Source organism: Acinetobacter tianfuensis (genome assembly GCF_003611465.1).
Lineage (GTDB): Bacteria > Pseudomonadota > Gammaproteobacteria > Pseudomonadales > Moraxellaceae > Acinetobacter > Acinetobacter tianfuensis.
Map to the genome: position 1 here is coordinate 75,241 of NZ_RAXV01000002.1, position 26,977 is coordinate 102,217.

Here is a 26,977-nt window from a genome sequence, read left to right on the forward strand (position 1 = left end):
ATTTATTCAATTTCTTTATTTAATACACGTATAATCCAATACATAAGTTCCATTTACAGCATTGTGCTTTCTGCTTCATCTTATAATTTTACCCAATTCAAAGCATAGACCTAAAAAAAGCGCAATCAATGCGCTTTTTCTATTGGCCCGATTTAGTGTGGCCACTGACCCAAAGTTACCCGATCATTACCGCCGTAGTCTTTTACAGTGCGCACCTCACGGTAACCTGCCTGTAAGAACAGATGGCGTACTGCGTCACCTTGATCATAACCGTGTTCAAGCGCAACCCAGCCATTAACGGTTAAATGCTTTTTGCCTTGCTGAATAATTTGCTCAATATCTGCAAGACCATGCTTATCAGCAACTAAAGCACGTTCAGGCTCTGTTGCTAAATCTTTCATATGGATGTCATCTGCATCAATATATGGCGGATTCGATACAATCACATCAAAAAAGGCGCGGCCAAAAGGTTTTAACCATGAACCCAATACAAATTGTACATGCTCAAGATCATGCTTTTTCGCATTAAACTCTGCCACTTCTAAAGTTGGCTCGTAAATATCCGAAGCGGCTACTGACCAATTTGGGCGCTCACTGGCTAAAGATAAGGCAATTGCACCTGTTCCTGTTCCCAAATCCACCACACGGGCATCTTCAGGCAAGTCTAAACGCAGTACAGTTTCTACCAAAACTTCAGTATCTGGGCGCGGCACTAAAGTATCTTTAGTTACTTTCAGATCTAAAGTCCAAAATGGCTGAGAACCGGTAACATAAGCCAAAGGCTCGCCAGCTGCGATACGTGCAAGGCCATCAACATATTGCTGCTCTTGCTCGGCAGTCAGTTCTTGATCCTTTTTCATGATTAAATCAAAAGAATCAATTTTGGTGATGTGTTCTAACAGCCACGCATTTTCCTGACGCTCATAGCTTTCAGGTTCACCTCGGTAGGCCAAAGCCTGTGCAATATTCATTAGCCACCATTCTGCTGCGCTAATAACGCCAGCTGATCAGCTTGATATTCGCGGTGCAAGCTATCAAGCAATTCTGTTAAATCACCTTCCATGACTGCATCTAACTTATATAGTGTTAAGTTGATACGGTGATCCGTCATACGGCCTTGCGGGTAATTATAGGTACGGATGCGTTCAGAACGGTCGCCTGAACCCACCAAGTCACGGCGCATTTCAGAAGTTGCAGCATCGGCAGCAGCACGTTTGGCATTTTCTAAACGTGATACCAGCAGCGCCATCGCTTTGGCTTTGTTTTTATGCTGTGAACGTTCATCCTGACATTCAACTACAGTGCCTGTTGGAAGATGCGTAATACGTACAGCAGAATCTGTTTTGTTAATGTGCTGACCACCCGCGCCTGATGCGCGGTAAGTATCAATGCGAAGTTCTGAAGGATTAATTTCTACAGTGGTATCGACATCAACCTCTGGAAGAATGGCAACTGTACACGCGGATGTATGTACACGGCCTTGAGATTCCGTTGCAGGCACACGCTGTACACGGTGTGCGCCGCTTTCAAACTTCAAACGGCCATAAACCCCTTCACCATTAATGAGGCAGATCACTTCTTTATAGCCGCCGTGTTCACCATTATTTTCTGACAGCACTTCAATACGCCAGCCTTGTGACTCAGCATATTTACTATACATACGGTACAAGTCACCCGAGAAAATTGCTGCTTCATCACCGCCTGTACCAGCGCGAATCTCTAAATAGGCAGAGTTTGCATCATTCGGATCTTTTGGAATCATTAAGATATTGAGATCTGCTTCCAAACTTGCGATCAGCGCCTTATTGTCTTTAATTTCTTCCTGCGCCATTTCCTTAAAATCTGGATCTGACAGCATAGCTTCAGCTGTTTCAATATCTGCTTCTGCTTGAGTATATTTATGCCAAACTTCAGTGATTTCTGTTAAATCACTATGCTCACGAGAAAGCTGACGAAAGCGCTTATTGTCAGAAATAACTTCAACATCGGCCAATAACGCCGTTAATTCTTCGTGACGGTCAGAAAGCTGATCTAATCGTAAACGTAACGATTCTTTCATTGTAAAAATATCTCAATAGCTGCTGCTCTTTGCTAAACAAAAAACAGATCATTTATAAATTGCGCTTAGTTTACTCATTCTGCTGCCTAAAAGACATATATATTGCGGTTTTGCATACATTCTGACAGCTGAAACGGCGTTTTATTTTGAGAAAAATTTCATGCTGTATTTTCCAATGACATTCCTTTTGCACTTTTAGCCAATCACTGCATTTCTGCTCGTTCTTATTTCAGCGACGTATTTCACCCAAAACACAAAGCAGGAAAACCCATTCTTTCTCCCGATTTCCTTCATTTTTTCAGCACATTGAATAAAGCTTAGCCAGCTTTCTTACTTTTGTTACAAAGCTGAAACATTCCACACACCAAAGCACAGCACTTCTCTAGGCAGCTCTCCACATTTTTAAACAGGACTTTTGTTACATTCTATCCATCGATTAAATAATACGTCCTGCCAATAGGGACATGGAGTTTCACATGAAAATGAATGCATTTTTAATGAGCGCTGCTTTAGCAACAGCATCACTATTTACAGTAAGCGCACATGCAGATAACTCAACTCGTATTGCAGCAACTTCTGCTTTAGGCAGTGTAGCCGGTACAGCAATTGGCAAACAAATGGGCGGCAACACTGGTGCAATGATCGGTTCTGCAATTGGCGGTGCTGGCGGCGCTGCTGCAGCAACGAACAAACGTGACCGTACAGCTGCAGCCATTGGCGGCGGTCTTGGCGGCGCTGGCGGATATGCTGTCGGTAAAAATATGGGCGGCTCAACAGGCGGTTATATCGGTTCAGCACTTGGTGCAGCTGGCGGTTCAGTACTGGGTAAAAAAGTGTCTGAAGACCGTCACTACGATGACCGCAAATACAGCAAAAAATACAAAAAACACCGCCGCGGCCACTAATTTCAGTCTGTTTAAAAAGCACCTTCGGGTGCTTTTTTTATAGCTTGCACAAGCTCGCTTGCTTAATCAGATAAAAATGAATGAATCATAGAGAATAATTACACAACATTGACAATCTGTTTCAGCAAAACACTAATCACCTCCATCATCATCCCTCAATGCTTAGATAAATTAAATGTATAGATTAAACAGTGTGCTCCTAGGAGTTTAAAAATGAAAATCAAAGCTATTTTATTCGGAGCCGTATTTACCGCTTCTGCATTAACAATGACAACTGCAAATGCAGGCAACTCAACAAATACTGCCTTAACATCAGCTTTAGGCGGTGTGGTAGGCGCAGCAATCGGCAATCAAGTTGGCGGTACAACTGGCGCGATGATTGGTTCTGCAATTGGCGGCGGCGCAGGCGCTGCAGCTGCTGCCAATAAACGTGACCGTAATGGCGCAATCATCGGCGGCGCTCTAGGCGGTGCTGGCGGCTATACTGTCGGTAAAAATATGGGCGGCACAACTGGCGGATATATTGGCGCAGCAGCAGGTTCAGCTGGCGGTTCGGTATTAGGTAAAAAAGTCAGCGAAGACCGCCGCTATGACGACCGTTATGATGACCGCTATGACCGCCGTTACAATGACCGCGGTTACCGCTCTAGCAGCTATCGTTACAATGACCGTGACTACAAACGTGATAACGGCTTACACCTAGGCCATTATAAAAATGGTAAACGCCGTTAAAATGTTCATTATCAAAATATAAAAAGCGCCTGAAGGCGCTTTTTATATTTTAGCACTGGTCTTTTTTACGCCCGCATCCATTAATTTTAAAATAAAAAAATCCGCTGTGCAGCGCTGCTGTTTTGTTTTAAATATTCATCCCGCACAAATATCGCAAAAAAGCGATATACAAAAACACTCTTATATCGTATTCTCACGATATACAGTTTTAGAGATATGTTATGCGCGCTTTACATGAAACTAAGTTTTCAATTTTAGAACTGGCGCCAGTCCGCGAAGGCAAAACCATTGCAGATGCTTTACATCATGCAGCAGAACTGGCGCAGCATGCTGAAAAACTTGGCTACGAACGCTTATGGGTTGCCGAACACCACAATATGGCCGGTATTGCCAGTTCCGCAACAGCCGTGCTGCTTGGCCAGCTGCTCGCGCATACAAAAACCATCAAATTAGGCTCTGGCGGTATTATGCTGCCCAACCATGCTCCACTGGTTGTAGCGGAACAGTTTGGCACACTAGCAACCTTATACCCTAACCGTATTGAGCTGGGTTTGGGCCGCGCACCCGGCACAGACCAAAATACTATGCGCGCTTTACGCCGCGGACATCAAGAAACCGAAGATCAATTTCCGCGAGATGTCACAGAGATTTTGCAATATTTTAAAGATCCTATGCCCAACCAGCGCATTATTGCCACACCAGGCCAAAGCACATATGTTCCTGTTTGGCTCTTAGGATCAAGCCTATTCAGCGCACAGCTGGCAGCTCAATTAGGCCTGCCATATTCATTTGCCTCACACTTTGCGCCGCGTATGTTAGGCCAAGCCATTCAATTGTACCGTGACAATTTCCAGCCTTCTGAGTATTTAGATCAACCTTATGTCTCTATGGGTGTACCGAGCATCATTGCCGAAACTGATGCGGAAGCTCAATATCTTGCTACATCGCCATATCAGCGGGTATTAGCGATGTTCCGCAACCAGCGCGGCCTGTTAAAACCGCCTGTAGAAAATATGGATGAACTTTGGTCTGCATCAGAAAAACTGTCGGTACAAAGTTTTTACGGCATGGGACAAGTTGGCTCAAATGCCACTGTAAAAGCAGGTTTAGAAAATCTGCTCAGCCGTTACGATGTTGATGAATTTATTTTTACCTGCGACATTTATGACACACAAAAACGCTTAGAAAATTTTGAACGGCTAATGCATATCAGAAGCACCCTATAATTCTGATTTATTCACGTGAAATAAAAACCGCAGCATTGCGGTTTTTATTTTTCAGCTGCCTGAAATACCTCTATCGCATCAACTTAAAACTCTATTGCTTATCATCAGTCTCAAAAAATACAGAATGACTGTTCAGATTACATAACTCATTTTACCTCCGCCCTTTTATTCGTTATTTATAGTCAGGCGCCTCTCCAAAACAACGATTAATAAAAATGCTCTAGGATAAGACCATGGTCAATAAAAAGCCCGATACAGGACATCAGGCATTTAAAAATGAACTTATAGATTTCACCGCATTTAAAGGTGTTCTGCTCTCATCTAAAGAAGTTAAAGACTTTGACTTTAACCAAAAAAATGTAGCGCTGATCGGCATTGATCAAGATACCGCGACTCATTTGAACTCTATTTGTGATCAGGCGCAGCAAGTGGCGGTATTTCAATTAAGGCCGCATTTTGTCTTGCCTAAAACAGAACGTTTTATCCATAAATTGATTCAGCACCCGCTCGTGATTAAAAACCGCAGACTGTTTAACAACCGGATTAAAAGTTTATTGGCTTTACGCTTTTTAGAAGATCAAGTCAAAGATACATGGCTGCGTCATTTGCTTATGCCCAATACAGCCAATCAAAATAAAGTTTTTTTAAAGTCAGATTCATATTACGCCGCACTGCAGCGGCCCAATTGTACATTGGTGACGTGGCCAATCATGAAAATTCATGCTTCAGACGTACAGGCAATTAATGAACATTTATACCAATGTGATGTCATTATTCACCATATAAAACTGCTTTAACCGCCTCAAATATAGCCTGTTTTTTATAATTAAAGCAGGCTTTTATTGAGTCTTCAGTAAATCATTCATGTCTTGAAGTGTATAAAAACAGCTATAAGTAATAAAAAATCATCATTTTTGACATCCCAAAATCAAAATACCGATCTCAAGATGCTTAAAAAAAAGACATTTAAACACAACACGGTTTAGAAAAAGCACCTATTCTAGACCGCGAAAAGTGTGTATTTTTATTCTCAAAAAAGGCTAAAAACAGTAAATATCATCATTCTTAGCAATTAATCTCTTTACAGTCATTTCAATCGAATTGCTAAAAAATACCTGCACCAAACTATATTACAGCCGACTAAAGCACTCTAGCAACAGAATATTTTTATAAAAAATGACCATATAGAAACGATTTATCTAATGTATGCTGATATTATTTTCTTATAAATATATAGCTTCTTATTATAACAAAAGAGCTGCCAAAGCAGCTCTCTTCAGCATTAGCCAATGCGTCGCTTCAAGCCCGTCATTTGCAATACGCGTGTTGAAATTTCTTCAATCGACATTTCCGACACATTTAAATATTTAATGCCTTCCGAAATATAAATACCTTCCACAGCGCGCAGCTCCATTTGACATTGGCTAAAACTTGCATAGCGGCTGTTCGCTTTACGCTCTGTTCGAATTGCAACAAGCCGTTCTGCATCAATCATTAAGCCAAAAAGCTTATGTTTATGCTCTCTTAATACAGACGGCAAGCGGTTGTCATCCAAATCTTCTTCCGTTAACGGATAGTTTGCAACACGAATTCCAAACTGCAATGAAAGATAAATAGAAGTCGGCGTTTTGCCCGAACGCGAAACCCCAATAAGGATCAAATCAGCCTTATCATAATGACGGGTGCGCGCACCGTCATCATTGTCTAAAGCGAAATGAACTGCATCAATACGCGCTTTATAAGACTCAGAATCTGTCACGGCATGGGTCTGCCCGACTAAAGTTGTAGGCAGCGTCCCCAGCTCATCAGAAAGCTTACTGATAAGCCCTTCAAATACATCAAGATTTACAGCATTTGCAGTATTAATAATATCACGTACATAAGGGTCAACCAGAGTATCAAAGACCAATGGCGGCACACCGTCTGCCAATGCGCGCTGATTGATCTCCTCCACCACATTTGTAGCGGCTTCTTCGGTTGCAATATAAGGAATAATATGAATGTCAAAATCTACATGCGGAAACTGCGCAAGCAAAGAGTGGCCAAGGGTTTCAGCCGTAATCGCTGTGCCGTCAGAAACAAAAAATACGCTGCGCTTAATTTGTTTATCCTCTGACATTAAAATTCTCCTCAAATATTTGTCTAAGTACTATATAATCTTTATAGTAAACCATCTTACATGACTGTCACTTAGTAAAACTCAAATGCTAAGTAATTTGTTATAATTTCATGCCAAGATAGTGATTAATACTGCAAAAGTGGAGTAACAACTTTGGAAGCGCGCGTAATTGGTCTAGAAAAATTAGGGAAACATGACGTTGAACTGGTAGGCGGGAAAAACTCATCTCTGGGTGAAATGATCAGCCATTTGTCAAATGCTGGTGTTTCAGTCCCGGGCGGTTTTGCAACTACTGCTCAAGCGTATCGTGAATTTCTCGAGCAAAGCGGCCTAAACGCTAAAATTAATGCAGAACTTGCAGCATTGAATGTTGACGATGTCATCGCTCTTGCTGAAACAGGCGCAAAAATCCGCCAATGGATCGTAGATACTCCGCTTACTGCAGAACTTGAAAAAGAAATCCGCACTGCATTTGAAGCTCTTTCAAATGGCAACCCAGATATCGCAGTCGCTGTTCGTTCATCTGCAACTGCAGAAGACTTGCCAGATGCATCTTTTGCTGGTCAGCAAGAAACGTTCCTAAATATCCGCGGTATCGACAACGTTCTGATCGCAATTAAAGAAGTTTTTGCATCACTTTATAACGACCGCGCAATCTCTTACCGTGTACACCAAAACTTTGCACATGACGTTGTGGCCCTTTCTGCAGGCATCCAGCGCATGGTTCGTTCTGAAACTGGCGCCGCTGGTGTAATGTTCACACTTGATACAGAATCAGGCTTCCGTGATGCAGTATTTATTACAGCATCTTATGGCTTAGGCGAAATGGTTGTACAAGGCGCAGTTAACCCTGACGAATTCTACATTTCTAAACCGCTTCTAAAAGCAGGCAAACACGCTGTACTTCGCCGTAACCTTGGCTCTAAACACCAAAAAATGATTTATGGTGAAGAAGGCGCTGCAGGTAAATCTGTTGTTGTTGTAGACGTTGAAAAAACTGAACGCCAGCAATTCGCGTTAAATGACCACGAACTTCAAGAACTTGCTAAACAAGCACTGATCATTGAAGAACATTACCAAGCTCCGATGGACATTGAATGGGCGAAAGATGGTGATGACGGTCAAATCTACATCGTTCAAGCACGTCCAGAAACAGTGAAAAGCCGTGAAAACGTTGGCACAATGGAACGCTACCTATTAAAACAAAAAGGTACTGTTGTATGTGAAGGCCGTTCAATCGGTCAGCGTATCGGTTCTGGTAAAGTACGTATTGTTACGTCTATTAAAGAAATGGACAAAGTACAAGACGGTGACGTACTTGTATCTGACATGACTGACCCAGACTGGGAACCAGTAATGAAACGCGCTGCAGCGATCGTAACAAACCGCGGCGGCCGTACTTGCCACGCAGCAATTATTGCGCGTGAACTTGGTGTTCCTGCAATCGTTGGCTGCGGCAACGCAACCGAAGTGCTTGTAGACGGTCAAGAAGTGACTGTTTCATGTGCTGAAGGCGATACAGGTTTCATCTATGAAGGTGCTTTAGACTTTGAGATTCAAAAGAACTCAATTGAATCTATGCCTAAACTTCCGTTCAAAATTATGATGAACGTGGGCAACCCCGACCGCGCATTTGACTTTGCTCAAATTCCAAACGAAGGTATCGGCCTTGCACGTTTAGAATTCATCATCAACCGCATGATTGGTGTTCACCCTAAAGCGCTTTTAAATATTGACAGCCTTCCGCGCGAAACGCGTGCAGCTGTTATGGCGCGTACAGCAGGTTATGCCTCTCCTATCGAATTCTATGTAGAAAAATTGGTTGAAGGTATTTCTACCCTTGCAGCGGCATTTGCAGACAAGCCTGTAATCGTTCGCATGTCTGACTTCAAGTCAAACGAATATGCAAACTTGATCGGCGGCAAACTGTACGAGCCTGAAGAAGAAAACCCAATGCTGGGCTTCCGTGGCGCTAGCCGTTATGTATCTGACAACTTCCGTGACTGCTTCGAATTAGAATGCCGCGCATTGAAGAAAGTTCGTGACGAAATGGGCTTAACCAACATTCAAATCATGATTCCATTCGTTCGTACAGTAAACGAAGCGAAACGTGTCATTGAACTTCTTGCTCTAAATGGTCTTAAGCGCGGTGAAAACGGCCTTAAAGTCATCATGATGTGCGAATTGCCAACTAACGCATTGTTAGCTGATCAATTCCTTGAACACTTCGATGGCTTCTCTATCGGTTCAAATGACTTAACTCAGCTTACACTAGGTCTAGACCGTGACTCTGGTATCGTATCTCACCTATTTGATGAGCGTGATGCTGCGGTTAAAGTACTGCTTTCAATGGCAATCCAAGCTTGCCGCAAAGCTGGCAAATATGTAGGCATCTGCGGTCAAGGTCCTTCAGACCACCCAGATCTTGCACGCTGGTTAATGGAACAAGGCATTGACTCTGTTTCACTTAACCCAGACTCAGTATTAGAAACTTGGTTCTTCCTTGCCGGTGAAGAAACCAACTAATACAGACTTCGTCTGAATCTAAAAAAGGCCCTCTATCATATTGAGGGCCTTTTTTATTGACAGAAATATTCCGACAAGCAGCCAAATTTAAGAAATGACACTGTCATTACAAAAGAAAAGCGCCTCAAACACGCTTAAATTCCATTTACTTTCAAAAGCTTAAACCATAAAATCACGCATTCAAAAAATTAAAAAAATACATTGCACTTGAAAGCACAGAAATTATCCCAATGTTTTAACTTTAGATTTTTGTTTGTTTTAACTCAGTTTTTACATAGAATCGGAACAACAGGATTTTTAAACAATCCCTAATTATTATTTGAGATTTTAGTTTTATGCAGATTTACTTGGCTCGAAATAACCAACAAGCTGGCCCATACACCATTGAGCAACTCAATCAGATGCTTGCCAGTCAGCAGGTTCTGCTTACAGATCTTGCATGGCATCAAGGCATGACGGAATGGAAAGCTTTAGGCGAACTCACCCAAGGACAACTTGTGTATCAGCCAGCTGGATATACCGCACCTGCAGCACCGCAGCAAACTTTTAATCCAAACCCAGCAGCCCCAGCAAGTCAAACTAAAGCGAAACCCGAACAAAGCTTAGCCTCTATTCCTAGCCGCGCCTTAGCTAAAATTGTAGACCTCTTGCTTTGGCTGCCTGCGACATACATCTTAACCGCATTTTTTAATGAACAAGAGTCAGCAGCATTCAATAAACTGAACGAACAGTTTATGACAACTATGATGGATGCGAATGCAAATCCAGCACTGATCCAAAGCTTGCAGAACCAAATGTTTGACATGTTCTCTCAGCAAGCATGGATGGCTATGACTGCTTATCTGGTTATTATGCTTATGATTCAAGGCTATCTCATTACTAAATCAGGTCAAAGTATCGGTAAAAAATTGACTAAAATTCAAATTGTAGACGCTGAAACTGGCGAGCAAACCTCTACGCTGCGCGCCTTCACTTTACGCAGTATCGTATTTATTTTACTCAATTTTATGTTCTTATTTCTGGCCATTATTGACTATTTATTCGCATTTGGCCCGAAACGTCAGACGCTGCACGACAAATTAGCCAAAACCAAAGTCGTAAAACGCTGATTTTACACTTTACAGAAAAGGATGAATTACTCATCCTTTTTTTATTTATATAATTGAAATTAAAATAAAATTCCTATAAAAAAAACAAAAACCCGACCAGTAAAATTGGTTTTTATTACAGCCATTTAAAGCCTCTTTATGTATAGCTAAGTTGCTTGATATGAGGCATAATGCCCTACAACGTAGCGGTGTCTCATGATTGAGAAGGTTTTTCTATGTCTAAAAAAACTTTTTAATCATGCGACACTATAATCGCTATCCCATAATTTATTAGGGAATGGGACTCTTCACCGAGGTTGTAAAATGAGACAAACAATTTTAGCTGTATTGTCTTTATCTGCGATGGCTGCACTCTTAACTGGGTGCGGTGGTGATATGGTACTTCTAAACTCAAAAGGTCCAGTAGCACAAGGTCAATCAGACCTTATGATGACTGCGATCTATTTAATGCTTCTTGTAGTGATTCCATCTGCACTCATGGCATTATGGTTTGGCTGGAAATATCGCGCGTCGAATAAAGATGCAGACTATCAACCAACTTGGGCACACTCTACTGCGATTGAAGTCGTAGTTTGGGGTATTCCTTGTATTATTATTGCTATTCTTGCATGGCTAACATGGTGGGGTTCACACAAGTATGACCCATACCGCCCGTTAGAATCAGATAAAGCGCCTTTGACTGTTCAAGTTATCGCTGAACAATTCAAATGGATCTTTATTTACCCAGAGCAAAACATTGCGACTGTGAACGAAATTCGTTTCCCAGAAAAAACCCCTGTATCGCTTAAATTGACTTCTAACTTCACGATGAACTCATTCTTCATCCCGGCGTTATCTGGTCAAATTTATGCCATGGCAGGCATGCAAACCCACTTGAATGTATTGGCAAACGAAACTAGCCCAGCTGAAGGCTACCGCGGTTTCTCGTCAAACTATTCAGGCTATGGTTTCTCGCAAATGCGTTTCCGCGCTCACTCTGTAACTGATGCTCAGTTCGCTGAATGGGTAGCTGCAGTTAAAGCAGGCAATGGTACTAGCATTAACCCTAACGCTGTTCAAAAAACAGTTCTTGACCAAGCTGAATTTGCATCTTTACGTGACGGCAACCGTTCGCACAAGCAAATCGCAGCAATGGTACGCAATGCTAAAACAGATTTAGAGAAGGAACTTGCAGCGACTGCTGAAAAAGAAGGTCCTTATAAGACTCAGCCACACCCTGTGACTTATTACTCTTCTGTTGAACAAGGCTTGTTTGAATCAATCATCAACAAATACATGAGCAACTACCACGGTGCTGACCACTCAGCTGCTGCTGGCGCTCATGAGGCTGCTTCTTCTGAAGCGCATGCCGCTGTTGAACCTGCTTCTCAAGTTGTAGGGGAATAAGACATGAGCTTCTTAGGTAAGTTAGGTCCGGATGCTATTCCGTACGATCCAATTGTACTGGTAACAGTTGCAATGATGATCTTAGGTGGTATTGCAGTTGTTGCTGGTATCACTTATTTCAAAAAATGGACTTATTTGTGGACTGAATGGTTCACATCTGTAGACCATAAAAAAATCGGTATCATGTATATCTTCGTTTCGATCATCATGCTTGTGCGCGGTTTTGCCGATGCGATCATGATGCGTCTGCAGCTGTTCCTTGCAAAAGGCGGCGGCGAAGGTTACTTACACCCTGAACACTATGACCAGATCTTCACTGCCCACGGCGTGATCATGATCTTCTTCGTAGCCATGGGTCTAGTTGTTGGCTTAATGAACGTTGCAGTACCGCTTCAAATTGGTGCACGTGACGTAGCCTTCCCATTATTAAACTCTCTAAGCTTCTGGTTATTTGCCGGCGCTGCAGGCTTAATGATGGCTTCTCTTGCGATTGGTGAATTCGCTGCTACAGGCTGGATGGCTTACCCTCCACTGTCTGGTATCGAATACTCTCCAGGCGTGGGTATGGACTACTACATTTGGGCGCTTCAGATTTCTGGTCTAGGCACACTTCTAACTGGTGTTAACTTCTTCGTTACCATCGTGAAGATGCGTGCTCCTGGCATGAAACTTATGGACATGCCTATTTTCACGTGGACAGCGCTTTGTACTGCTGTACTGATCATCGCAGCTTTCCCTGTGTTGACAGCTACAATTGCAATGCTGACACTTGACCGTTACTTCGGCTTCCACTTCTTCACAAATGACATGGGCGGCAGTCCAATGTTGTACGTGAACTTGATCTGGACTTGGGGTCACCCAGAAGTTTACATCTTGGTACTTCCAGCATTTGGTATTTACTCAGAAGTTACTTCTACTTTTGCGCGCAAAACACTGTTCGGCTACAAGTCAATGGTTTATGCGACTATCGCAATTACAGTTCTTTCATTCGTTGTATGGGTTCACCACTTCTTTACAATGGGTGCTGGTGCCAACGTTAACGCGTTCTTCGGCATCATGACAATGATCATCGCGATTCCTACTGGTGTGAAAATCTTCTCATGGTTATTCACCATGTATAAGGGCCGCATCACGTATACAACTCCAATGTACTGGACACTTGGCTTCCTTGTGACTTTCGGTATCGGCGGTTTAACTGGCGTATTAATGGCAGTTCCACCAGCTGACTTCCTTGTACACAACTCATTGTTCCTAATTGCTCACTTCCATAACGTAATTATTGGCGGTGTAGTATTTGCAATGTTTGCGGGCATCATTTTCTACTGGCCTAAAATGTTCGGCTGGAAGCTTAATGAAGCTTGGGGTAAAGCAGCGTTCTGGTTCTGGTTCTTCGGTTTCTACTTTGCATTCATGCCGCTTTATATCCTTGGTTTCATGGGTATGACTCGCCGTCTGAATACATATGACAACCCAGAATGGGATCCGTACTTAGCTATTGCTTTCTTTGGTTCTGTACTTGTTGCTATCGGTATCTTCTGTTTTGTTATGCAAATTGTTGTTGGTTTCCTTCAACGCAAAGACAATATGGACCTTACTGGCGACGCATGGGATGGCCGTGTTCTTGAATGGGCGACTTCATCTCCTGCTCCATTCTATAACTTTGCTCACCTTCCAAAGATCAATGGTATTGATACTTTCTGGACGGACAAAGAAAACGGTATCGCTTACGCTAAACCAACTAAATATGAAGATATTCATATGCCAACCAACCGTGCTGCAGGCTTTGTAATCGCTATGATTATCACAGTTATGGGCTTCGCGTTGATCTGGCACATTTGGTGGCTTGCGGTCGTAACTTTCGTTGCTGCAATCATCAGCTTCATCGTATCGTCATTCACGAAAAAAGTGGATTACTACGTACCAGCTGCTGAAGTTGAGCGCATCGAAAACGAACGTTACGCGATTCTTGAAAAACACTTGAAGAAGGACTAAGACAATGGCTGAAGTACTTCATCACGACAACCACGGACACGATGAACATCATCATCACGATGATACTGACATCACTGTCTTTGGTTTCTGGACTTACTTGATGAGTGACTTGATCCTTTTCGGGACACTCTTCATCGCGTTCGCTGTATTAAGCAGCCACGTTCCAGTTGGCACTCCAAGCGCAAAAGAATTGTTCGGCGAATCTTTAGGCTTCGTTTTAACTGAAACTTTTGCTCTTTTGATCTCTTCTGTAACGTTTGGTTTTGCAGTTCTTGCTGCATACAAAAAAGATGTTGCTAAGGTATTAACTTGGTTAGGTATTACTTGGGTATTTGGTGCTGTCTTCATCGGCATGGAACTTTATGAATTCAATCATTTAGTTCACGCTGGTCATGGACCTAGCACAAGCGCCTTCCTATCTGCGTTCTTTACGCTAGTAGGTACGCACGGTATCCACGTAACTTCTGGTCTAGTTTGGATGATCATATTGATGTATCAAATCAAGAAAAATGGTTTGACTATGATCAATATGCGCCGTCTTGCTTGCCTAAGCTTGTTCTGGCACTTCCTTGACATCGTTTGGATCTGTGTATTCAGCGTAGTTTACTTAATGGGAGTTCTATAATGAGTCACGATCATAACTCTGCTGGCGCGTCTCACGGTAATACTAAGCAATATACAATTGGCTTCATTCTGTCGGTTCTTCTGACTGTTATTCCATTCGGTATGGTTATGGCAGGCGGTTTCAGCCGCGGTCTTATAGTGACTGTTATTGCGATTACTGCTGTTGCTCAGATTCTTGTTCAGTTAGTTTACTTCCTGCACATGAACTCTTCTTCAGAGCAGCGCTGGAATGTTATTGCGTTCATCTATACAATTCTTACAGTTGCAATCTTATTGGTTGGTTCTGTATGGATCATGAACTACTTACACTACAACATGATGATCTAAACTGGTTGTCATGCTGAAAAAGTATTTATTCCTGACTAAGCCAGGAATTCTCTTTGGTAACTTCGTTACCACTCTGGGCGGCTTCTTTTTAGCCGCTCAGGGATCTGTAGATTTCCTTCTTCTTCTCATCACTTTGCTTGGTACAACTCTAGTTGTAGCTTCTGGCTGTGTCGTCAACAACGTTATTGATCAAGACATCGATCAAAAGATGGAACGGACGATGAACCGCGCATTAGTCAAAAAAACCATTAGCCCTTCTGTTGCACTGACATTTTCAGCTGCGCTCGGATTATTTGGCTTTGCTTTACTTTGGTTTTTTGTCAATGCCTATGCCTTTGGCTTTGCTGTACTTGGCTTTGTGGTTTATGTAATTTTTTATAGTCTTTGGAGCAAACGTACTTCCATTCACCAAACCGTGATCGGCAGTATTTCTGGCGCAAGCCCTCCTGTGATTGGCTACACGGCTGTAGCAAATGAGTTTGACGTTGCCGCTTTGCTAATTTTCTTAGCATATGCGCTTTGGCAAATGCCGCACTCATGGGGTATCGCCATCTACCGTTTTAATGACTATAAAAATGCCGGCATTCCAATTTTACCTGTTGCCCGCTCAGTGTTGCGTACCAAGGTTGAAAGCCTGATCTACGTTATTCTGTTCGCATTGGTATTAAATGGTTTGTATTGTTTTGGCTATACAAATTTATTCTTCTTAGTGACCTTCAATGCCATGTGCGCATATTGGGTTTATCTATCAATTATAGGTTTTAAAGCTGAAAATGATCAGGTTTGGGCGAAACGCTATTTCTTATATTCAGTGATTTTAATTACTGTTTTAAGTTTCAGCTTCAGTTTCAGTTACACCTCTCCTGCACCGCATTTACCGCTGTTTTAAAAAAGATAGAGTTTTACTCTATCTTTTTTCTTTATGCGCATTAAAAAATTCTTGAGTCTTATTTTCTAATTGCTACCATAGCGGACACAATAATAACGTACCGCTCAATAATGAAATTAATCCCTACAGCTTTTAAAACGTCCCTTTTTATTTCTGTTTCTGCATTTCCTTTTGCACTGATGTACAGTACACATGCTTTTTCTGGCGCAGATACCTATTGCGAACCCGCAACTCAGATTCAAAATAATGAATATACCGCATGTAATGCCCTTCCTGCGCTGACACCTGCCAATGACAACCAAGTCAATATGCTCTTGTTACTCAGCGATTTAGGCTTAGCCAAATTAAAATTTGGCACCGATACTGAAACTTTATGGTACACATCGTCAAGCACTGTTCCATTCGAAACCAAAGCTCTAACAGCATCCGCCATTAATTTAGCCAAAAATGCGCGACAACCCAACAAACCACTAGACAGTTCAAATTCAGAATACTGCAACACCATTTTGAACAGCCATCAAGATTTTACTCAGCAAGTTAAAGCAGATAAAAAGCTGTCCAGCACTGAACGTGATTTTCTAATTAAAGCGCGCAGCCAACTGAAAACTTGCGACGACCACATCAGTTTGATTGCAGTAAATCCCGATTGGTCAGTCACTGCACGTCAATTTGCTTCATATTTAAATGGCAGTATCGCCTTCTACAATACCAACTTTTCCACAGCCTCTAAGATTTATTCAGCTTTAGCTGCAGCGGATCAGCCATGGATTAAAGAAACTGCGCAATACATGCTGATTCGTAGCAGCCTAAACGAAACCTACCAAAGCGGCTTAGGTGAATATGGCGATTTGGATCAGTCCAAAATTAATCAGCAATTATTCAAAAACACCTATGACAGTATTTGCCAGTATTTAAAACTGTATCCATCGGGCCGATATGCAGCCAGCGCGCGCGGTCTGCTCCGCCGCTGTTACTGGATCGGTGGACAGCAGCAGTTACTGGTCAATGAGCTCACTTGGCAAATCAACAATCCAAAATCACCATTTTATAATTTAGAAATAAATAATTTGGCCTATGAAATTGACCGTCATGTTTTCCAGTCCTCATTATTCAAAGCGCAGTATTTAAAAGATCCTTTCTTACTGGCTATATATGATTTAATGCAAATGCGAAAACCTGAGTCGGCTGAAGACCGCGTAATGAGCTGGAGCGAATTAAACAGCCAAAAAGCTGTATTTAAAACGCAACCTGAACTCTTCCAATATTTACAGGCTACTCATTTATTTTATGTGCAAAACAAACCAAATGAAGCCTTAAGTTATTTGTCCAACCCTCAAGCTGGCAACTCCAATCATTATCTAGCACTAAGTCAAATATTGCTCAAAGGCCGGATTATGGAAAAAGCCGGACAATCTGCAAATACGCAGCAATATTGGGAAAACTTGCTAACTAAAGCAAAAAGCCCAGAGCAACGTGGACTGTTTGAGCTTATGCTGTATCCATATTATGCCAAGCAGCAAAATGCCAGCTTTTTTGCAGACGAAAATTCAAAAATTAAAGCACGTTTTCTACAACGCAGCTTCATTACAGAACAGGCCAACGAACACAGCTTAATGCACATTGTGCAGGACAAATCTGCAAGTGAAGATCAAAAAAATCTGGCGCTGAATACAGTGTTAGAAAAATCGCTGATTCATCAAAACTATGCTCTGTTTAATCAAGCCTACACACAACTCCCCAAAAATGCCGCGCAATATGTTTTTAATGACAACGACTACACGTCTTATAAAAAACAGCCGCCATTGGGAAATTTTGTCTGGAAAGGTTCAACCATAAACTCAAAATTCAGCTGTCCAGATCTTTATAGCCTCACTCAAAAACTGCAAATTGCGCCAAAAGACTTGAGCTTAGGGCTCTGTCTAGGTGAATATATGCGTTCAGATAAAGCTTACCGCTTAAGCGATATCACAGAAAATGAAAAACAGCACAGTACCTTTCAAGGGCCAATCTTCGCACGCGGTCAGATCTATAAAAATATAATCAAATCATCTTCCAATGCCGATTTAAAAGCCTATGCACTGTACCGTGCAATCATGTGTTATTCACCAGGCGGAATGAATGACTGTCAGGATGCTGACGTTGCTAAATCTGCGCGCAAACAATGGTTTGATCAAATTAAGCGTGATTATCCAGAGACCAACTGGGCCAAATCACTGAAATACTATTGGTAATGTAAAATGAAAGCTTGGCTAACAGCAGTTTGTATAATTTTGTGCTGCATATTTGCCCTGACTGCATGTAAGCCAAATCAATCTGCTCAGGCAAGTGAATATATCAATGCCAATAGCTACGATTCATTTTGGATTTGGGGCAATATCAAATCTGCCCCCTACCTCAGTCAAGCCAAAGAACTCTATATACTTCAGGGCAATATTCATCTCGACCAAAATACCAAACAGTCCGTACTTACCGTACAAGGAATTGCTCCAATGAGCATGCCGCATCAAAAAATATGGCTGGTCTATCGCAATCATCATTTGAATTGGAACAACAATGAATTCAATAATATATTGAAGCGCATTAAACGCTGGGAAAATATGGGAAGCAATATTGAAGGCATTCAAATAGATTTTGATGCTCAAACGAAAAATCTACACGATTATGCTTTGTTTCTTACACAGCTTAGATCTCAGTTGCCTCAAAAATACAAGTTAAGCATTACTGGACTGATGGACTGGAGTAATCTTCAAAATACAAAAACGCTTCAGTTATTTCGAAACAGCATTGATGAAATTGCGATTCAAACTTATCAAGGCTCCACAACCATTCCGCATTATCGCGCATATTTAAGCAAGATTTCTGCGCTAAACTTACCCTTTAAAATTGGCTTGGTACAACATGGTCAATGGGATAGAAATATTGATTTTAAAGATAATCCTTATTTTAAAGGCTATATTGTTTTTTTGCTGCGTGAAGCGCCTCATTAAAAATATCAAGACAGATCTGCCAATGCATCTATACAAACAACAGCCCCACTTATGCTAAAACCATAAAAAATACATGCTTTTTAAATGAATGCCTTGTATTCCAACAGCAAACCCACTAAAATCTGTGCCTCGCATACACTGCGGCATAACTATTTCATAGTTATGACTCCTTGCTTCTAACAATTACGTTGGGGGCTGTTTAAACCGTAAGGAGCTGACAATGCGTCATTACGAAATCGTACTTTTAGTACACCCAGATCAAAGCGATCAAGTTGTGGGTATGGTTGAACGCTATATTTCACAAATCAAAGAAGCTGATGGTCAAATCCACCGTCTTGAAGACTGGGGCCGTCGTCAATTGGCTTACCCAATCAACAAGATCCACAAAGCTCACTACATTCTTATGAATGTTGAGTGTGGTCAAACTACTCTTGATGAGCTAGAAGAATTGTTCCGTTACAACGATGCAATCATTCGCAGCCTTATCATCCGTCGTGAAAACGCTATCACTGAAGAGTCTTTATTGGCTAAGAGTGCTGAAGAAAAACGTGCGCGTAAAGCTCAACGTGAAGAAGCACAACAAGCTCAAGACTCTGCTGAAGCATAAGGAGAACACTAAATGGCACGTTTTTACCGTCGTCGCAAGTTCTGCCGCTTTACAGCTGAGAACGTTACGTACATCGACTACAAAGATATCGACACTTTAAAACAGTACATCACTGAAAACGGCAAGATTGTTCCTAGCCGTATTACAGGTACTAAAGCTCGTTACCAACGTCAATTAGCGCTAGCTATTAAACAAGCTCGCTACTTGTCTTTGATCCCTTACACTGACAATCATAAGTGAGGTTGAGCTGTGGATATTATCTTATTACAACGCATTAAGAACCTAGGTAAACTAGGTGACAAAGTTTCAGTTAAAGCTGGTTACGGCCGTAACTTCCTTATCCCTCAAGGTAAGGCTGTTGCTGCAACTGAAGCTAACACTGCTGCTTTTGAAGCTCGTCGTGCAGAACTTGAGAAAGCTGAAGCTGAAGTTTTAGCTGCTGCTCAAGCACGTGCTGACCAATTGAACGAAGTTAACATCGTGATCACTGCTAAAGCTGGTGACGAAGGTAAGCTATTCGGTTCTATCGGTACTCGTGACATCGCTGACGCGTTGACAAATGCTGGTCTAGTAGTAGACCGTGCAGAAGTACGTCTTCCAAATGGCGCGCTTCGTCACACTGGTGAATTCAACATCGCAATCCAATTGCACCATGATGTTGTTGCAGAAGTTCTAGTTACTATCGTAGCTGAGTAATTTCTCGCCAAAAAAAAGAGCATGCGCAAGCATGCTCTTTTTTTATCTAAAAATTTTGTTCACACGCAATGACTATGGCTAAAGCCGCCGAATGAAATGTATTGCTTTTCAAGCTCATCGTATTCTGCGCCTAAAAAGCGTATTATAAATTGGCTTTGCTGCTGTAAATGTAACCGCAGCTAATATTTTCATTTCCCCTTTAGCATAGACTGTAAAACGGAATATATATGTCTCAGGCAAATGCCAGCACAAAACAAAATACAGCCCAATCAAATGCAAACAGCGCAGAGTCAGGCCAACTCAAAGAGTTCCGCACGCCTCCGCATAACCTTGCGATTGAACAAGCAGTGCTTGCAGCGCTTATGACGGTTGCTGAATCTTTTGAACAAGTCGGCGATACGCTTGTTGAAAGCGACTTTTACGCAACACGCCATAAATATATTTTCCGCGCCATTGATCAGCTGTCTAAAGACAACTCGCCTTATGATGCAGTATTGGTACATGACTGGCTCACTAAGCAAAATTTGCTCGAAGCTGTTGGCGGTGAAGAATATCTGATGCAGCTGATGGCTGACTCTCCTTCAAGTTTCTATAACCTAGAAACCTATGCGGCCAAAATTAAAGAATTTTCGACTTTACGCAGCATGATTAAAGTCAGCTCTGAAATTCTACAAAATGCGTATGACACCAAAGGCCGTACAGTCAGTGAAATTTTAGATTTAGCAGAAACCAATATTTTCTCTATTGCCGAACAGCATAATAACAATGCCAAAGCGCAAGGCCCAAAAGCAATCAACACCGTTGTTGCTGACGTTTTTGACAAATTAAACGAATTGTCGCAAATGGAAGGCAGCATTACTGGACTAACAACTGGCTTTGTCGAACTTGACAATAAAACCTCAGGCATGCAGGCTGGCGACTTAATTATTGTCGCTGCGCGTCCATCTATGGGTAAAACCACTTTTGCGATGAATTTGGTCGAAAGTGTCTTGTTTAATAATGACTTGCCTGCTCTGGTTTATTCCATGGAGATGCCTGCAGACTCTATCGCAATGCGTCTGATTTCCTCATACGGCAAAGTACATCAAGGACATTTACGTTCAGGCAAATTAGATGGCGATGAATGGTCCAAAGTCACAGGTACGATTTTACAGCTGCAAGAAAAGAAGCTTTATATTGATGACTCATCAGCCCTGCCGCCAACAGAGGTACGCGCACGTGCACGGCGTATTGCAAAAATGCACGGCGGTAAACTCGGCTGCATTATGGTCGACTATTTGCAGCTGATGAAAGTGCCGGGTATGGGCGATAACCGGGTAGGTGAAATCTCAGAAATTTCACGAAGCTTAAAAGCTTTAGCAAAAGAAATGATGTGTCCTGTTATTGCACTTTCCCAGTTAAACCGGTCTCTGGAAAACCGTCCAAACAAACGCCCTGTCATGTCGGATTTACGTGAATCTGGCGCAATCGAGCAGGATGCCGACTTAATCATGTTTATTTACCGTGATGAAGTCTATAACAAAGAATCTAAAGAAGCTGGCACAGCTGAAATTATCATCGGTAAACAGCGTAATGGTCCTATTGGCTCAGTGCGCCTTGCTTTTGAGGGTCAATATACGCGTTTCAGCAACCTATCACCTGAGTTCTACGCTCAATTTGATGATGACGAGTAAATTCTATAAAGCAGGCTTAAGCCTGCTTTTTTCATGATTTTTTAGAATAGATACATACAATAGCCTTAAAACCAATTTAAAAACTCAATCCTGCCAGTATTTCCAATTACATCGAACTGCGCTGTACAAAGCAAAATTGACTACAATAGGCCCTGCCTGCTGGATTCAGCCTGTGTTTTTATCAAAATTAGCGTAAACTTGCGGGTCAAATGTATTTTCATGGCTTTACATGTATGGCTGTTTCACTGTCATACCGTGCAAACCAATCCTAAGGAGTTATTAGGGTGCGCCAAGCTACCGTCTATATTGATCAATCTGCACTTCAATATAATTTAAACCGCGTCAAACAACTTGCCCCAACTGCTAAAATTGTCAGCATGGTCAAAGCCAATGCTTACGGACACGGTGTTAAAGACTGCTTAGCAGCCTTAAAAGAAACTGATGCCTTCGGTGTTGCCTGCTTAGAAGAAGCTTTAGAAATTCGTGAATTAGGCTATCAGCAGCCGATTACACTGATTGAAGGCATATTCAGCGCGGATGAAATGACTGCCGCCGTAGAAAATAATATTGAAGTTATCGTGCATCATCAGCCTCAGCTTGAATGGCTGCGCGCGCATAAAGACGCTTATATCGCGAAAGAATTAAAAGTCTGGGTCAAACTGAACAGCGGCATGAATCGTTTAGGTTTTAAAGTACCTGAAATTATTGATGTGATTAACACACTTAAAGCTGAAGGCTTTACTTGTGTACTGGCGATGCACTTTGCCAATGCAGATGCCGGCAATCACCCGCTGAATGAACAGCAGCGTGATCAGTTCTTACAGGTTAAACAAGCCTGCGCGCCTATTTTGGCTTCTTGCTGCAACTCAGCTGCTATTTTTAAATGGCCTGAACTGAACTTTGACTTTGTACGTCCCGGCATCATGCTATATGGCGCTACACCATTTGCAGACAAATCTGTACATGAACTGAACCTTAAACCGGTCATGACTTTTACAGCTGAAATTATTGCTTTAAATACAATTCAAGCTGGTGAATCTGTCGGTTACGGTTCAACTTTTGTCGCTGAACAAAATATGGAATTGGCTATTGTTTCTATTGGCTATGGCGATGGCTACCCGCGCGCATTTCCTAAACAAAATTATGTGTCTATTGCAGGCAAGAGAACTCGTGTAATTGGCCGTGTGGCAATGGACATGATTGCAATTGATGTTACAGGTTTAAATGCGCCTCTTGGTACTATTGTAGAACTTTGGGGTAAAGACTGCCTTGTTGACGATGTTGCTGAAGCCAATGGCACCATTGGCTATGAATTGCTTTGCCGCATGAGCGCACGCCCGCAGCGCAAGCTGACTTAAAGCATCCTCTAGTATAAAAAGCCTTGCAACCTGCAAGGCTTTTTATTTTTCGGCGTACACAATTATTGAAAATAATCTTCGTCTGGTTTAGCCAGTTCAATTAAACCCTGACGCAATGCCTCAGACCAGCCCTTACTGATCATGGTAAAATATGGGTCTTCTTCATAAATGCGCTTGCCGTTTGGTATAACCAGACTGTCTTTTTTATAAATCAAAGCATCCAGCGGCATTCCAACCGATACATTCGAACGAATTGTGGAATCAAAGGAAATCAGGCTGCATCGCATTGCCTCATCCAGCGGCATGTCATAACGCAAGGTACGGTCTAAAATTGGCTTGCCATATTTACTTTCACCAATTTGAAAATATGGTGTATCTGATGTTGCACAAATAAAATTCCCTTGCGGATAAATATTATACAGCTGCATTTCCGCACCGCCGATTTGTCCGCCCACCAGCAGGCTGCAAAAATAATTACTCTGCTCAACCGTATCTGAAGTAACATCCGCTATAACTTTTCTTAAAGTATGTCCAACCAATTCAGCCACTTCAAACATGGTGTTTAAGCTGTATAAATTTGGCTCCAGCTTCAACTCCAGCTGATTTTGCAAATGACCGATCACCGCTTGTGTTGTGGCTAAATTGCCTGAGGTCTGTATCACAATAAAACGTTCATTGCTTACACCAAAGGTATACAGCTTGCGAAATACAGAAATATGATCCACCCCTGCATTGGTGCGGGTGTCGCTGATAAACACCATGCCGTCCTGTAGCCGCATTGCACAACAATAAGTCATCTTGAATCCTTTATGAACAGCGGAGAACTTGGACAATTGAGCTCATCGACTCAATGCCTCCTTTTTCCCGCACTCCGCGCACGGGAGCAACATCCCAGTAATCACGGCCAATCGCCACATAAATGTGCGAATTTGGCGCAAACAGTTGATTACTGGTATCAAAACAATACCACGCATTGTTTAAAAATACCTCAGCCCAAGCATGACTTGCCAAATGGACTGTTTGCGGTACAAATAAATAACCAGACACATAGCGGGCTGGAATGCCTAAGTATTTGCACATTGCAATAAAAACATGGCTATGATCCTGACAGACACCTTCGCGCTTATAAAAAGCGTCTGCAGCAGAAGTCTGCACCGATGTTCTGGATGGCACATAAGGAATATATTGCAAAATCGCTTCAGACAGCTGCATTAAATAATGATGATTCACGGCAGGAACATGTGCATGCGCAAAGGCTTGCATATCCTCAGTACATACAGTGCTTTCTGTTGGCTGCAGAAACAGCGCTGGATTTAAGCCATCAGATTCAATGCCAAACTGATTATTGAGGTTCAGTTCTACAATACCCTGAGCCATGATGGTCATTTGACTGTATGGCTCACGCTGTGAGCTGGTCAGCCAAATGTTATCAAACGCATCCTGTTTCACTATAGACTGGCCGGGCACACTTACCGCCCAGTGATGAACTGTTTGATTTGCATTGCTCGATGGCGTCATGCGGATATATTGAATACTGCTGTTGACGCTGTCCGAATAACTATAATGCGTTTGATGATTCACCATCAGCTTCATGCGTCAGCCTCAAATAAAGATTGAATCGAATCATAAAAGTGATACACATTTGCACCGTCTTCCTGAACTTGCAGCCAAGCATCCTGCAAGGCATTTAGACCCATACCTGCCAAAGATGCTGTAATGTGGCCAACCTTGGCTAAAGTCGCTGTTTCATCCTGCATTAAGCGCAGCTGACGGTCGAGCTCTTCCACCGCCTGCCCCAAACTGAAAAATAAAAATACCAATTCAGACTCGCCTTCTAAAACATCTTGGCAGTCTCCAGCCACATCACAAATATAACTGCAATTTTCATTCGCATTCTTAATCAAGAGGTTCATTTCTGCATAAGCACGTGCACTGAGCACTGCCCGCAATTCTTGAATATTGCCCAGCGCATATTCAAATTGATGCGAAAATGAAGCCGGATGCTGAGCGTCCAGCACCATTTCATTTAAGGAACTTGCATCATAAGCAGGCAAACAGAATGCATGTGCATACGCCAAAGCGTCATCATTCGACTGAAACGGATACTGACTGCATAAATACTGAATTCTTGTTAAATAGCGCCCTAACCAGAAAATTTGTTCAGCATTCGAATTTAATAAAAGCATATATCCTTCCTTTCTGGAGTTCTATGAGTGCAGATTATCTACAACCCACGTATCCTTAATTCCGCCGCCTTGTGATGAGTTCACCACCAAAGAACCTGCTTGCATCGCAACTCGGGTCAAACCGCCCGGCACAATTTCAGTACGGTATGGCGAACTGAGTACAAATGGCCGTAAATCAATATGCCGTTCAGCCGCACCATGCGGAGTAAGCGTCGGACATACGGATAAATCTAAAGTAGGCTGAGCAATATAGCGCTGCGGCGCTGCAGTTAGTTTCTTACGGAATTCCGCAATTTCCTGCTCAGATGCTTTAGGGCCAATCAGCATGCCGTAACCGCCCGAACCTTGCGCCTCTTTAACAACCAGCTGCTCCAGATGAGCCAGCACATAATCCAAGTCTTCTTTTTCACGGCATTGATATGTCGGCACATTTTTCAAAATAGGCTGTTCACCCAAATAAAATTGAATCATTTTATCCACATAAGGATAAATTGATTTATCGTCAGCGACTCCCGTACCAGGGGCATTGGCAATGATGACATTTTGCTGGCGGTATGCCGACATGAGTCCTGCAACACCAAGCGTGCTGTCAGGCCGAAAGCTCAGCGGATCAAGAAAATCGTCATCTAAACGCCTATAAATTACATCAACCTTTTGACGGCCACGGAGTGTTTTCACATAAACCGTGTCGTTATCTACAAAAAGGTCACGCGATGTCACTAAAGGAACATCCATTTCTCTTGCTAAAAAGGCATGTTCATAATATGCGCTGTTATAGCGTCCCGGTGTCAGCACCACAATGAATGGATGATCTGAGCAGGCATTTTCCGCAAGAATTTGTTTGAGCAGCAACGGATATTGCTCTATGCCTAAGATATTGCTGTTTGCACACAGCTCGGGCATAAGCTTTTGACTGATTTTACGGGACTCCATCATGTAAGACACACCCGATGGTGTCCGTAAATTATCTTCAAGTACATAAAATTCGCCCTGACCGTCACGGATAATGTCGACCCCGCTGATTTGACTATAAATTTTTCCTTTTAATGTATGGTTCATCATCTGCGGCAGATACGCTTCATGAGAGAGCACTTGAAGTTCTGGAACAAGGCCAGACTTCAAAATAGCTTGCCGATGGTAAATGTCGTCTAAAAATATATTTAAAGCCCGAACCCGCTGTTCACAGCCTGCAGAAACCGTATTCCACTGCTTCTTTGCAATGACCCGCGGGATCAAATCATAAGGAATAGTACGCGCTGCGCCTTCTGCCTCGCCATAAACATTAAAAGTAATCCCTTCATATAAAAAGTGTTCTTTAGCGCGGCGATTTAATGCTTTTAGCTCATCCAGACTATGCATAGAGAGCCATTGTTCAATTTGCCGGCAAGCTTGACCTGATACGGCGCGGTCATCACGCATTTCATTAAAAAAGTGAGATTGCAAATGTTCAAATAATGAATATGATTTTACAGCCGCCGCTTTTTCCACTGCCGCTCTGCTGCTGTTAACTGTACTTGTATAACTTTCTAATACAGGTTTGGAAGCTGTATCATGCAGATCTTCTTTAAGCATACCA

25 protein-coding genes are annotated in these 26,977 nt (G+C 42.3%); 18 read left to right on the forward strand and 7 right to left on the reverse strand.

Going from position 1 to position 26,977, the window contains the following annotated elements; genetic code table 11:
• Positions 1 to 152 precede the first annotated feature (152 nt).
• Complete coding sequence (gene prmC, locus D7V32_RS01805; protein ID WP_120401219.1) at positions 153 to 971, reverse strand: peptide chain release factor N(5)-glutamine methyltransferase; 819 nt, start codon at positions 969 to 971, stop codon at positions 153 to 155.
• Positions 971 to 2,059 carry a peptide chain release factor 1 gene (gene prfA / locus D7V32_RS01810; RefSeq protein ID WP_120401220.1) on the reverse strand — a complete coding sequence of 363 codons (1,089 nt, stop codon included), beginning with the start codon at positions 2,057 to 2,059 and terminating at the stop codon, positions 971 to 973. Before prfA ends, prmC begins: the two co-directional genes overlap by 1 nt.
• Before the next feature lie 476 nt (positions 2,060 to 2,535).
• On the opposite strand from prfA, the gene D7V32_RS01815 reads away from it, so the two are divergent.
• The 4 genes from D7V32_RS01815 to D7V32_RS01830 all read left to right on the forward strand — a co-directional run bounded on the left by D7V32_RS01815 (position 2,536) and on the right by D7V32_RS01830 (position 5,719).
• Positions 2,536 to 2,964, forward strand: a complete 429-nt coding sequence (locus D7V32_RS01815; protein ID WP_120401221.1) for a hypothetical protein — start codon at positions 2,536 to 2,538, stop codon at positions 2,962 to 2,964.
• A gap of 213 nt (positions 2,965 to 3,177) precedes the next feature.
• Positions 3,178 to 3,696, forward strand: a complete 519-nt coding sequence (locus tag D7V32_RS01820; protein ID WP_120401222.1) for a hypothetical protein — start codon at positions 3,178 to 3,180, stop codon at positions 3,694 to 3,696.
• Positions 3,697 to 3,917: 221 nt separating this feature from the next.
• Positions 3,918 to 4,922, forward strand: a complete 1,005-nt coding sequence (locus D7V32_RS01825; RefSeq protein ID WP_120401223.1) for an LLM class flavin-dependent oxidoreductase — start codon at positions 3,918 to 3,920, stop codon at positions 4,920 to 4,922.
• Between the two features lie 233 nt (positions 4,923 to 5,155).
• Complete coding sequence (locus D7V32_RS01830; protein WP_120401224.1) at positions 5,156 to 5,719, forward strand: NAD(P)/FAD-dependent oxidoreductase; 564 nt, start codon at positions 5,156 to 5,158, stop codon at positions 5,717 to 5,719.
• Positions 5,720 to 6,204: 485 nt separating this feature from the next.
• Here D7V32_RS01830 and ppsR read toward each other — a convergent pair whose 3' ends face one another.
• Complete coding sequence (gene ppsR / locus D7V32_RS01835; protein ID WP_120401225.1) at positions 6,205 to 7,041, reverse strand: posphoenolpyruvate synthetase regulatory kinase/phosphorylase PpsR; 837 nt, start codon at positions 7,039 to 7,041, stop codon at positions 6,205 to 6,207.
• A 153-nt stretch (positions 7,042 to 7,194) separates the two neighbouring features.
• Here ppsR and ppsA point away from each other — a divergent pair, with 153 nt between their 5' ends.
• The 14 genes from ppsA (at position 7,195) to alr (ending at position 23,215) form a co-directional block, all read left to right on the forward strand.
• Positions 7,195 to 9,567 (forward strand): phosphoenolpyruvate synthase, encoded by a 2,373-nt coding sequence (gene ppsA, locus D7V32_RS01840; protein WP_120401226.1) that lies wholly within the window; start codon positions 7,195 to 7,197, stop codon positions 9,565 to 9,567.
• Positions 9,568 to 9,902: 335 nt separating this feature from the next.
• Positions 9,903 to 10,676 (forward strand): RDD family protein, encoded by a 774-nt coding sequence (locus D7V32_RS01845; protein WP_120401227.1) that lies wholly within the window; start codon positions 9,903 to 9,905, stop codon positions 10,674 to 10,676.
• Between the two features lie 303 nt (positions 10,677 to 10,979).
• Positions 10,980 to 12,062 (forward strand): ubiquinol oxidase subunit II, encoded by a 1,083-nt coding sequence (cyoA, locus tag D7V32_RS01850; RefSeq protein WP_120401228.1) that lies wholly within the window; start codon positions 10,980 to 10,982, stop codon positions 12,060 to 12,062.
• 3 nt (positions 12,063 to 12,065) lie between these two features.
• Positions 12,066 to 14,054, forward strand: a complete 1,989-nt coding sequence (gene cyoB, locus D7V32_RS01855) for a cytochrome o ubiquinol oxidase subunit I (RefSeq protein WP_120401229.1) — start codon at positions 12,066 to 12,068, stop codon at positions 14,052 to 14,054.
• Positions 14,055 to 14,058: 4 nt separating this feature from the next.
• Entirely contained in the window at positions 14,059 to 14,679 is a 621-nt protein-coding gene (cyoC, locus tag D7V32_RS01860) for a cytochrome o ubiquinol oxidase subunit III (RefSeq protein WP_120401230.1), read from the forward strand.
• The gene (locus D7V32_RS01865) at positions 14,676 to 15,005 is read left to right on the forward strand and encodes a cytochrome o ubiquinol oxidase subunit IV (protein ID WP_171407554.1); all 330 of its coding nucleotides are present in this window, start codon (positions 14,676 to 14,678) and stop codon (positions 15,003 to 15,005) included. The genes cyoC and D7V32_RS01865 overlap by 4 nt, the downstream gene beginning before the upstream one ends.
• A gap of 10 nt (positions 15,006 to 15,015) precedes the next feature.
• On the forward strand, positions 15,016 to 15,894 hold the full coding sequence (cyoE, locus tag D7V32_RS01870; RefSeq protein ID WP_120401232.1) for a heme o synthase: 879 nt from the start codon (positions 15,016 to 15,018) through the stop codon (positions 15,892 to 15,894).
• A 110-nt stretch (positions 15,895 to 16,004) separates the two neighbouring features.
• Positions 16,005 to 18,125, forward strand: a complete 2,121-nt coding sequence (locus tag D7V32_RS01875; RefSeq protein WP_171407551.1) for a hypothetical protein — start codon at positions 16,005 to 16,007, stop codon at positions 18,123 to 18,125.
• 6 nt (positions 18,126 to 18,131) lie between these two features.
• Entirely contained in the window at positions 18,132 to 18,881 is a 750-nt protein-coding gene (locus D7V32_RS01880) for a DUF3142 domain-containing protein (protein ID WP_120401233.1), read from the forward strand.
• Between the two features lie 220 nt (positions 18,882 to 19,101).
• Positions 19,102 to 19,488 (forward strand): 30S ribosomal protein S6, encoded by a 387-nt coding sequence (gene rpsF / locus D7V32_RS01885; RefSeq protein WP_120401234.1) that lies wholly within the window; start codon positions 19,102 to 19,104, stop codon positions 19,486 to 19,488.
• A 12-nt stretch (positions 19,489 to 19,500) separates the two neighbouring features.
• Entirely contained in the window at positions 19,501 to 19,728 is a 228-nt protein-coding gene (gene rpsR, locus D7V32_RS01890) for a 30S ribosomal protein S18 (RefSeq protein ID WP_004278792.1), read from the forward strand.
• A 9-nt stretch (positions 19,729 to 19,737) separates the two neighbouring features.
• A complete protein-coding gene (gene rplI, locus D7V32_RS01895) occupies positions 19,738 to 20,184 on the forward strand; it encodes a 50S ribosomal protein L9 (protein ID WP_120401235.1) in 447 nt (148 codons plus the stop codon).
• Positions 20,185 to 20,411: 227 nt separating this feature from the next.
• The gene (gene dnaB / locus D7V32_RS01900; RefSeq protein ID WP_120401236.1) at positions 20,412 to 21,857 is read left to right on the forward strand and encodes a replicative DNA helicase; all 1,446 of its coding nucleotides are present in this window, start codon (positions 20,412 to 20,414) and stop codon (positions 21,855 to 21,857) included.
• A gap of 284 nt (positions 21,858 to 22,141) precedes the next feature.
• Positions 22,142 to 23,215: an alanine racemase gene (gene alr, locus D7V32_RS01905; RefSeq protein ID WP_120401237.1), complete on the forward strand. Its 1,074-nt coding sequence runs from the start codon at positions 22,142 to 22,144 to the stop codon at positions 23,213 to 23,215.
• 62 nt (positions 23,216 to 23,277) lie between these two features.
• Here alr and D7V32_RS01910 read toward each other — a convergent pair whose 3' ends face one another.
• Genes D7V32_RS01910 through D7V32_RS01925 form a run of 4 tightly spaced genes read right to left on the reverse strand, consistent with a single transcriptional unit; the run spans position 23,278 to position 26,973 of the window.
• Complete coding sequence (locus D7V32_RS01910; RefSeq protein ID WP_120401238.1) at positions 23,278 to 24,012, reverse strand: proteasome-type protease; 735 nt, start codon at positions 24,010 to 24,012, stop codon at positions 23,278 to 23,280.
• Positions 24,013 to 24,022: 10 nt separating this feature from the next.
• Positions 24,023 to 24,808, reverse strand: coding sequence for a transglutaminase family protein (locus D7V32_RS01915; RefSeq protein WP_120401239.1), 786 nt, complete (start codon positions 24,806 to 24,808; stop codon positions 24,023 to 24,025).
• Entirely contained in the window at positions 24,805 to 25,401 is a 597-nt protein-coding gene (locus tag D7V32_RS01920) for an alpha-E domain-containing protein (RefSeq protein WP_120401240.1), read from the reverse strand. Before D7V32_RS01920 ends, D7V32_RS01915 begins: the two co-directional genes overlap by 4 nt.
• A 21-nt stretch (positions 25,402 to 25,422) precedes the next feature.
• Positions 25,423 to 26,973: a circularly permuted type 2 ATP-grasp protein gene (locus D7V32_RS01925; protein ID WP_120401241.1), complete on the reverse strand. Its 1,551-nt coding sequence runs from the start codon at positions 26,971 to 26,973 to the stop codon at positions 25,423 to 25,425.
• Positions 26,974 to 26,977 lie beyond the last annotated feature (4 nt).